Origin of the sequence: Corynebacterium halotolerans (assembly GCF_050107895.1) — a bacterium.
Taxonomy (GTDB): domain Bacteria; phylum Actinomycetota; class Actinomycetes; order Mycobacteriales; family Mycobacteriaceae; genus Corynebacterium; species Corynebacterium halotolerans_B.
In genome coordinates this window covers 1-7635 of the sequence record NZ_JBNILW010000030.1, presented here as the reverse complement: position 1 = coordinate 7635, position 7635 = coordinate 1, and the positions used below count along the sequence as shown (strand labels likewise).

The 7635-nt window shown below is 66.3% G+C and carries 6 protein-coding genes; 2 read left to right on the top strand and 4 right to left on the bottom strand.

Annotated features, from left to right (window positions below):
- The 4 genes from ACQCVD_RS15330 to prpD all read right to left on the bottom strand — a co-directional run.
- A partial coding sequence (locus ACQCVD_RS15330) for a biotin carboxylase N-terminal domain-containing protein (protein WP_426824645.1) occupies nt 1-104 on the bottom strand: 104 nt, incomplete at its 3' end.
- Between the two features lie 338 nt (nt 105-442).
- Nucleotides 443-1579 (bottom strand): bifunctional 2-methylcitrate synthase/citrate synthase, encoded by a 1137-nt coding sequence (locus ACQCVD_RS15325; RefSeq protein ID WP_426824650.1) that lies wholly within the window; start codon nt 1577-1579, stop codon nt 443-445.
- A 24-nt stretch (nt 1580-1603) separates the two neighbouring features.
- Nucleotides 1604-2524 (bottom strand): methylisocitrate lyase, encoded by a 921-nt coding sequence (prpB, locus tag ACQCVD_RS15320; protein ID WP_426824649.1) that lies wholly within the window; start codon nt 2522-2524, stop codon nt 1604-1606.
- Complete coding sequence (gene prpD / locus ACQCVD_RS15315; RefSeq protein WP_426824648.1) at nt 2524-4035, bottom strand: 2-methylcitrate dehydratase PrpD; 1512 nt, start codon at nt 4033-4035, stop codon at nt 2524-2526. Before prpD ends, prpB begins: the two co-directional genes overlap by 1 nt.
- A 166-nt stretch (nt 4036-4201) precedes the next feature.
- On the opposite strand from prpD, the gene ACQCVD_RS15310 reads away from it, so the two are divergent.
- Together ACQCVD_RS15310 and ACQCVD_RS15305 are read left to right on the top strand one after the other, a co-directional pair.
- On the top strand, nt 4202-5551 hold the full coding sequence (locus ACQCVD_RS15310; protein WP_426824647.1) for a short-chain fatty acyl-CoA regulator family protein: 1350 nt from the start codon (nt 4202-4204) through the stop codon (nt 5549-5551).
- Between the two features lie 124 nt (nt 5552-5675).
- Complete coding sequence (locus tag ACQCVD_RS15305; RefSeq protein WP_426824646.1) at nt 5676-7484, top strand: NAD(P)-binding domain-containing protein; 1809 nt, start codon at nt 5676-5678, stop codon at nt 7482-7484.
- Nucleotides 7485-7635 lie beyond the last annotated feature (151 nt).

Below are 7635 nucleotides of genomic sequence, written 5' to 3'. Positions count from 1 at the left end.
GTCTGTGCGCCGGTCTCATTCGCGGCGCGGAATGCCCGCACCGCAATTTCGCCACGGTTGGCAACCAGGACCTTGGTGAAGGACGGCAGCTTCTGCGATACCACGTGGTTGATCCTTTCCAGGATATTGAGTGTGAGTTAGATAACGAAAATCAGCATAACGGAAGCAAAGCACGTGAAGCGCGCTTTTAACAGAATCTGGTTCGCTGACCGCACAGCTTCCAGCCAGGTTAAAGCGTGAATCAGCGGCGGCTGGCGGGCTGTTGGGCGGTTCCGCAGGGAAGATGACCCAACTGGAACCTGAGTGCATTTCTCATCGTGGGGACAGCGGGGAGTCACCCGGCTACCCCCGAAACGGGAGGGTGGCAACCGGACATCCGAAAGCAGCGATGCCTCCGCGCATGTGGCGGAGGCATCAACGGAACCCGGCGACCGGAGTCCGGTCAGCGCTGCGGAACGGAACGCTGTTCCTCACCGTTGTAGGCGGACAGCGGGCGGATCAGGGCGTTGGACTCGTACTGCTCGACAATGTGCGCGGTCCAGCCGGTCACGCGGGCCAGGACGAAGAGCGGGGTGAAGAATTCCACGTCGAAGCCCAGCAGGTGGTAGGCGGGACCGGAGGGGAAGTCCAGGTTCGGCTTGATGCCGGTGCGCCCGTCCATGGTCTCGGCCATGGTGTCGTACATCTGCACCCACTTCTCCCCGTCGTGGCGCTGCGCCAGCTCCCGGAAGGCCTCCTCCATGGTGGGCACCCGCGAGTCACCCCTCTTGTACACGCGGTGCCCGAAGCCCATGAGCTTCTGCTTGTTGTCCAGGGCGTTGTTGACCCACTCTGCGGCCTTGGCGGGGTCGTCGATGTCCAGCATGGTGTGCATGACGAACTCGTTGGCGCCGCCGTGCAGCGGCCCCTTCAGTGCGCCGATGGCACCGGTGATGGCGGAGTAGGTGTCCGACATCGTGGAGGTGATTACCCGGGCGGTGAAGGTGGAGGCGTTGAAGGAGTGCTCCGCGTAGAGGATCAGGGATTTCTCGAAGGCCCGGATGTCCTTCTCATTGGTGGCGGGTGATCCTTCCCCGTCGCCGAAGACCATGGTCAGGAAGTTCTCGGCGAAGCCGATGTCCAGGTTCGGTGCGATGAACTCCTGGTTCTTGCGGCGGCGCGCGTCATAGGCCACGGCGGTGGGCAGCTGTGCCATCAGGTGCAGGCCGATCCGGCTGATGTGGGCGGAGTCGGTGGTGAAGGGTTCCGGATCCTTGGTGCCCAGGTAGCTCACGGCGGTGCGCAGCACATCCATCGGGTGGCAGGTGGTGGGCAGGGCATCGATCAGCTCGATCAGCCCCTGATCCAGCTCGCGCAGCCGACGGCCCTCTTCGTTGAACTTCCGGAGTTGCCCGGCATCCGGCAGATCACCGTGCCACAGCAGGTAGGCGACCTCCTCGAAGGTGCAGTTGGCGGCCAATTCCTGGACGGGGTATCCCCGGTAGGTCAACGAGTTGGTTTCGGGCACGACCTTGGACACAGCGGTGTAGTCGGCGACGACGCCAGCCAGGCCTTTGCGGATTTCAGGTTCATTCGACATGTCCGGTTCTCCTTGATGTGGTGGCTAGTTCTCGTAGTTCTCGGCCGAGTAGGTGAAGACCTGCTGGTCGAACGTGTTGTAGTCGGCGTAGCGCAGCAGCTCATAGAGGCGGGAGCGGTGCTGCATGCGGTCCAGCCAGCCGGTCTGAGTGCCGGTCTCGGCAATCTCACCGAGGGCCGCCTCCACCTGTCCCATGGCGATGCGCAGGGTGGTCACCGGGTAGATCACCGCGTTATAACCGATGTCCTGCAGGGTCCGGGCACTGAGCAGCTCGGTCTTGCCGAACTCCGTCATGTTGGCCAGCAGCGGCACATCGGGGACCGCCGCCCGGAACTTCTCGAAGTGTTCGGGCTGGTGCAGCGCCTCGGTGAAGATCAGGTCCGCGCCGGCCTCGGCGTAGGCCTTGGCGCGCTCGATGGCGGCGTCGATGCCCTCGACCCCCGCGGCGTCGGTACGCGCACAGATCACGAAGTCATCGTCGCGTCGTTCATTGACGGCCGCCGTGATGCGACGAAGCATGAGCTCGGTGGGGACCACCTCCTTACCGTCGAGGTGGCCGCAGCGCTTGGGGTTGACCTGGTCCTCCAGGTGGCAGCCGGCGATCCCGGCGTCCTCCAGTTCGGAGACGGTGCGGGCGGCGGACATGGGCTCGCCGAAGCCGGTGTCGGCGTCGACCAGCACGGGCAGGTCGGTACTGCGCGCGATCTGGCGGGCGCGGGCGGCGACCTCGGTCAGTGTGGTTAGGCCGATGTCTGGCAGCGCCAGGTCAGCGGCGACGACGGCGCCGGAGACGTAAACGCCCTCGAAACCGGCCTCTTGGATGGTGCGTGCGACCAGCGGGGAGAAGGCCCCGGGCAGCTTCTGGATCGTGCCGGAGGAAAGCCCCGCTCGCAGTGCTTTGCGACGCTCGTTCGGGGTGCGGTTGCTGGAGAATAGGCCGGACATCAGAACAGTCCCTTTCCGGTCTCGGGGGCACCTGCCAGGACGTCCTCGGCCAGTTCGATGTTCAGCTCGGACAGGTCAGCCAGGTTCTCGGTGTTCTCTGCGGCCATGAGGAAGCGGTCCTGTTCGGCCTCGGCGACGATGCCCTCGGCCAGGGTGCGGAATTTGGTGATGTACTGCTCGCGGGCGAAGGGCCGGGCACCGTAGGGGTGGGCGTCGGCAACGGCGATCTCATCCTCCACGACAGTGCCGTCGCGGAAGGTGATCACCGCGCGGGCCCCGAAGGCCTTCTCCTCCGGGTCGGTGGAGTGGTAACGGCGGGTCCACTCCGGGTCCTCGACGGTGGAGACCTTGTGCCAGAGCTCGACGGTCTCCGGCCGGTTGGCGCGTTCCGGAGCGTAGGAGCGTTCGTGGTGCCAGGCGCGGTCCTCCAGGGCCACGGCGAAGATGTACATGATGGAGTGGTCGAGGGTCTCCCGGGAAGCCTGGGGATCGAACTTCTGGGGGTCGTTCGAGCCGGTGCCGATCACGTAGTGGGTGTGGTGGCTGGTGTGCAGGACGATGGACTCGACCTCCCGCAGATCCCTGCCCTCGGAGAGCAGCCGCTCGCCCATGCGGCGGGCCAGGTCGATCGGGGCCTGGGACTGGTACTCGGCGGAATGCTCCTTGGTGTAGGTGTCCAGGATGCCACGCTTTTCCTCGCCCTTCCCCGGCAGCGGGACGGTGTACTCGTGGTCGGGGCCGGACAGCAGCCAGGCGATCACGCCGTCCTCGCCCTCCCAGATCGGGGCCGGGGCGCCCTCGCCGCGCATGGCCCGGTCGACCGCCTCGATGGCCATCTTGCCGGCGAAGGCGGGGGCGAAGGCCTTCCAGGAGGAGATCTGGCCCTTGCGCGACTGTCGGGTGGCGGTGGTCGTGTGCAGGGCCTGGCCGATCGCCTGGTAGATCGTGTCCACGTCCAGATCCAGCAGGGTGCCGATGCCGGCGGCGGCGGAGGGACCCAGGTGGGCGACGTGGTCGATCTTGTGCTCGTGCAGGCAGATGCCGCGGACCAGGTCCACCTGGATCTCGTAGCCGGTGGCCAGGCCGCGGATCAGCTCGCGGCCACCCTTGCCGGCCTGCTGCGCGGCGGCGAGGATCGGCGGGATGTTGTCGCCCGGGTGGGAGTACTCCGCGGCCAGGAAGGTGTCGTGGAAGTCCAACTCGCGGACGGCGGTGCCATTTGCCAGGGCCGCCCATTCAGCGGCGTACCTGCCCGGCAGACCGAAGACGGAGGCGCCGCGGTCGGTGGTCGGGCGGGCCTGGGCCGTGGCGCGGGCGGAAGTGACGGGGCGTCGCAACGCGGACGCGGCGGAGACGGCGGCGTTGTCGATGATCCGGTTGATGATCATCTCCTTCGTCTCTGCGGGCACCTCCACCGGGTCGGCGGCGACGCGGGCGATCTTGTGCGCCAGGTGCTCCTCGACCGGGAAGTCCTCGGCGGAGCGGCGGGTGCGCACCTTGTGTTCGATCATGTTCTCTCCTGATCTGATGTCGATCCTGTTGTGCCATTCATGCTAGGCAGCAAAGTGTGCTGGTAGTCACAGCGTTGTCTGTGTAATGTAGTGGCATGATTTCGTGAAATCAGTGGAAGTTGCGGAACCTGCTGGTGGCAGTGGTGTTCCCAGGATCGGAGGCCTCATGTCAAAGCTCTTCGCGGGGGCGAGGATTCGCACGCTTCGCCGCAGCCGGAGCCTGACCCAGGTGGAGATGGCCCGGCAGCTGGATCTGTCCACCAGCTACCTCAACCAGCTGGAAAATGATCAGCGCCCGCTCACCGCCACCGTGCTGCTGGCGTTGACCGCCGCCTTCCCGGTCGAGGCCGCGTACTTCTCCCCCGACAGCGACGCCCGCACCATCGCCGACCTGCAGTCCGCCTTTCCGCAGGTGCCCGGGGAGCAGCTCGGTGACCTCGCCGCCCGCTATCCGGACCTGGTACCGGAACTCCTGGAGCTCGCCCACCGCGGCCCCCGGGAAGAGGCCAGCCCCTACGAGGCGGTCCGCGATTTCTTCTACGACGCACGCAACTACATCGGGGAACTCGACCATCTGGGTGAGGAGCTCGCCGGGGAGCTCGGCGATCCGCAGTTTCGGCTGAGCCGCCTCGCCGCCCGGCTGGACGCCGACGCGAAAGTCACCGTGCGGTTCCGCCGGCACAGCACCGGACCACGGCGGATCTTCCACCCCGAGGACCGCGAGCTGCACCTACGCACCGGCCTGACCGACGCACAGAATCTCTTCGAGATCGCCCTGCAGTACGCCCTGCTCGTGCATCCGGAGGTGCTGGAGCGACTCGCTGCGCCGCTTCCCGACACCGCCTCGCGCGACGTCGGCAGGTTCGGACTCGCCCAGTACTTCGCCGCGGCGGTGGTCCTGCCCTACGAGCGGTTCCGGCAGGTCGCGGAGGACTACCGCTATGACATCGACCGGATTGCCGCGCACTTCGGCAGTGGTATCGAGACCACCTGCCACCGGCTGTCCACCCTCCAACGGCCCGGCTCCCGGGGCGTGCCCTTCTTCTTCGTGCGCACGGATCGTGCGGGGAACATCTCCAAGCGGCAGTCCGCCACGAGTTTCCACTTCTCCCGCTCCGGCGGTTCCTGCCCCTTGTGGGTGATTCACCGCGCCTTCGAACAGCCCGGACGCTTCGTACGGCAGGTGGCCACCATGCCGGACGGCCGCAGTTATCTCTGGGTGGCGCGTACGGTCCAGGGCCAAGTGCACGGCTTCGCGACGCCCCGGAAGGAATTCGCCGTGGGCCTCGGTTGCGATCTCGGCCAGGCGGACCGGCTCGTCTACAGCCAGGGCCTGGATCTGAGCCCCGAGTCCGGGACCCCCATCGGCCCCGGTTGCACCAGCTGTCCGCGGCCGCACTGTCCCCAACGCGCGTTTCCCCAGGCCGCCCGCCCCCTGGGCCTGGATCTCAACGTCACGGCCGACGAACCGTACCGGACCATCAACGGGGGTGAGAAGGTGGCTTCACAGAAGTGACTGCACCCGAGCCTGCTGCAGATGCAAGCTAATTCGCAAGGTTCCCAGACGGGGGTGGCCCTTCGATCGTCTCACTATCGTGACACGAAAACGTAATCTTTGTCACACCACCGGGGAGAACACCATGGCAGAGCAGCACCGCGACCACGTCCACACCTGGCTGAACGCCATGGAGTCCGCCACCGCGCAGGAGTCCGCCGATGCGGCAGCGGCGGCGGTGACCGAACTCTTCGAGGATGACGGCTACTGGCGGGATCTGCTGGCGTTCTCCTGGAATCTCACCACCGCAGAAGGCGGTGACGAGATCGCCGCCCTGATTCGGGAGACCTGGCCACGCTGCAGCCTCAGCAACCTGCGCATTGACGGCGAGGTGGTCGACGAGGGCGAGGGAGTGCTGCGCGCCTTCTTCACCTTCGACTCCCAGGATTTCCATTGCCGGGGCGTGGTGCGACTGCGCAACGGCCGCGCGTGGACCCTGCTGACCTCCGCCCGGGAGCTGATCGACTTCCCGGAGAAGAAGGGCCGCACCCGCGAACTGGGCGTGGAACACGGGGTGCATCCGGACCGGAAGAACTGGGCCACCCGCAAGGCGGAGCGCCAGGCCTCCCTCGGCATCACGGAGCAGCCCTTCGTGTTGATCGTGGGTGGCGGGCAGGGTGGCGTCGCCCTCGGGGCCCGGCTCAAGCGCCAGGGGGTTCCCACACTGATCGTGGACAAGCATCCGCGCCCCGGCGACCAGTGGCGCAACCGCTACCACTCCCTCTGCCTGCATGACCCGGTCTGGTACGACCACCTGCCCTACCTCCCGTTCCCCGAGCACTGGCCGGTGTTCACCCCGAAGGACAAGATGGGTGACTGGCTCGAGCACTACGTGGGCATCATGGACCTGGACTACTGGACCGGGACCGTCTGTGAACAGGCCGAGTTCGACGAGGACTCCGGCCGCTGGAACGTACGGGTCAACCGCAACGGGCAAGAGCTCCAGCTGCAACCGGAGCACGTGGTCCTGGCCACCGGCATGTCCGGCGTACCGAACCGCCCCCACCTGACGGGCCAGGAGAACTTCACCGGCGAGATCCGGCACTCCTCCGAACACCCCGGTGGTGGCGGCGACCGGGGCAAGAACGTGGTGGTGCTCGGCGCAAACAATTCGGCGCACGACATCTGCGCGGACCTCCACGAAAATGGCGCGCACCCGGTGATGATCCAGCGTTCGAGCACCCACATCACCCGTTCCGAGACCCTGATGCGCGAGGTCTTCGGCCCGCTGTACTCCGAGGAGGCACTCGAGTCCGGACTGGACACCGACTCCGCTGACCTCCTCTTCGCCTCCTGGCCCTACCGCATCCTGAATGAGGCCCAGAAACCGGTCTTCGACAGGATCCGGGAACAGGACAAGGACTTCTACGACTCCCTACGCGACGTCGGATTCATGCTCGACTTCGGTGACGATGATTCCGGCCTGTTCCTGAAGTACCTGCGGCGGGGCTCCGGATACTACATCGATGTCGGAGCCTCTGACCTGGTGGCCGACGGCAAGATTGAACTGCATGCCGGAGTCTCCATCGACCACGTGAAGGAACGCTCCGTGGTGCTGACGGACGGCACGGAGCTGCCCGCCGACGTCATCGTCCTGGCCACCGGCTACGGCTCCATGAACGGGTGGGCCGCGCAGCTGATCAGTCAGGAGGTGGCCGACAAGGTGGGTAAGTGCTGGGGGTTGGGCTCGGACACCACCAAGGACCCCGGCCCCTGGGAGGGCGAGCTGCGCAACATGTGGAAGCCCACCCGGCAGCAGAACCTGTGGTTCCACGGCGGGAACCTGCACCAGTCCCGCCACTACTCCCGGTACCTGGCGCTACAGCTCAAGGCGCGGGCGGAGGGTCTGGACACCCCGGTGTACGGGTTGGCGGAAGTGCACCACGCGAGCTGACGCCGCGGGCCCCTAGCTGTACTACCCTGTGACGTTGTGAACGCGTTGCTGGGGAGTTAACCCTCCGATAGCGGTATGGGCTCGGTGGCAATTGTACTCGTGGACAAACTCCTCGTACGTTGCCTGCCGGGCCCGCTCGCTCGTGTAGGTC

Coding starts and splice junctions, on each gene's coding strand:
- ACQCVD_RS15325 (WP_426824650.1), bottom strand. CDS start 1,579: ATGTCGAATGAACCTGAAATCCGCAAAGGCCTGGCTGGCGTCGTCGCC.
- prpB (WP_426824649.1), bottom strand. CDS start 2,524: ATGTCCGGCCTATTCTCCAGCAACCGCACCCCGAACGAGCGTCGCAAA.
- prpD (WP_426824648.1), bottom strand. CDS start 4,035: ATGATCGAACACAAGGTGCGCACCCGCCGCTCCGCCGAGGACTTCCCG.
- ACQCVD_RS15310 (WP_426824647.1), top strand. CDS start 4,202: ATGTCAAAGCTCTTCGCGGGGGCGAGGATTCGCACGCTTCGCCGCAGC.
- ACQCVD_RS15305 (WP_426824646.1), top strand. CDS start 5,676: ATGGCAGAGCAGCACCGCGACCACGTCCACACCTGGCTGAACGCCATG.